Below are 1,547 nucleotides of genomic sequence, written 5' to 3'. Positions count from 1 at the left end.
ATAAACAATAACAAATAAAATAAATAAAATAAATAATGATTATGATAACGAAAAATATAAACAAGTAGTATACTAATTTGTTAAAATCAGTAATACTATTTAAAAATAAATAAGAAATAATTGTAGATATAATTGTCAATAAGATTAAAAAAGTCAATTTCTGAAAAACACTTTTATATGATGTAAGAATTTGAGAGTCATCAATAATCTTTTGTTTTTGAGAAATTTGATTAATTTTTTTTGTAGTTGATTGTATACTTTGTTGACATTCTTTTTTATTATTAATATAAGTTTTAAAATTACTTTTATAAAATCGACTGGAAGGGTCGATAATAAAATCTAAATATTTTGTTTTTAAAATGATATATATAGTGATTAAACAACTAAAAATGTGAAATATGAAAAAATAAATTTTATGAAGAGTCATTATTTTAATTTTCCGCAATAAATATTTAAATATTGATTAGAATCTAAACCTCTTTTAGTTTGAATTAAGTTGATTAACATATGTGTAGAATCAAAAAGATTAACTTTATTAATTAATTTAGTCGTAAAAGGACAGTCAGAAGTTTTTTTCAATTCATATATTTCTAATTCATTTTTATTAGGAAAATTTATTGCAAACCCTAATGTTGTTTCGTAACTATTATTTTTGATTTCAAAATGAATATTATTTTTAATATGATTTTGAGATTCATATTTTTTTTCGCCCATTTCAATAGCTTCAAACACTTCAGGAAATAATACCTTACCCCAAGTTTTTCCTACTATTTTTTTAGTTCCTGTTTTTAGAGCTGTTTTAGCAATAGCATGACCTACTTTTTGATTTATTTTTTTCTTTATATATTCTTTAACTTTGTTTTTTATAGGTTTAGGAATTTTTTGGTATTGTGATATTTTTTCGATATCTCTTTGTTGAATACCCATTTCTTTTAACTCTTTGTTAGAAAATTCACCTTTTGATATTAATTTCTCTATTAAATTATCAAAATCAGGATCATCTAAAAATTTAGTTAAATGATTTAAAAATTCAATTACACTAGTAATGAAAGAAGGAGACATATCGCAATCACAAAAAGTGATATCTACTTGTTTAATTTCGTCTAATTGATTCGTTTCAAAAAAGAAAAACGCTTTTCCTTCGTCGTTTAAAATATAATATCTAACTATATCATTGATCATAGATACTCCATCATCTTTATGATCTAATATTTTATCAGCCATAAATGTTTTAAACCCATTCCAAAATAATTTTGCGGGTGGCACAAAATTAAGAGCTATACCAGTAGCATTCCCTACTAATTGACTTTTATTAGCATATTCTTGATAAGTTCGACAAGGCACCAATGTAATTCCAGGAATATCGTAAAAAACTCTTGCGTTATCGGCAAAAATATGACCATCCTCATGTCTCCAACATTGAAACAAATGTTTTTGATTCTTATCTTTCTCATAATCATTAGGATTAAAAGCATAAATTTGTCGTGTCCATAAAACTAAAAAAATCATTAATATAATAAAAAAAATAAAAAAAATTTAGTTGCAAG

General features: G+C 23.1%; 1 protein-coding gene. It reads right to left on the bottom strand.

The annotated features are described in order from the left end of the window. Nucleotides 1-426: 426 nt before the first annotated feature. Complete coding sequence (locus ON17_RS02195) at nucleotides 427-1,509, bottom strand: hypothetical protein (protein ID WP_017191859.1); 1,083 nt, start codon at nucleotides 1,507-1,509, stop codon at nucleotides 427-429. Nucleotides 1,510-1,547: the final 38 nt, after the last annotated feature.

The organism is Poinsettia branch-inducing phytoplasma str. JR1 (assembly GCF_000309465.1).
In the GTDB taxonomy this organism is placed as follows: Bacteria; Bacillota_I; Bacilli_A; order Acholeplasmatales; family Acholeplasmataceae; genus Phytoplasma; species Phytoplasma pruni.
The sequence above is the reverse complement of the archived record's forward strand: the minus strand, read 5'-3'. Positions and strand labels throughout refer to the sequence as shown.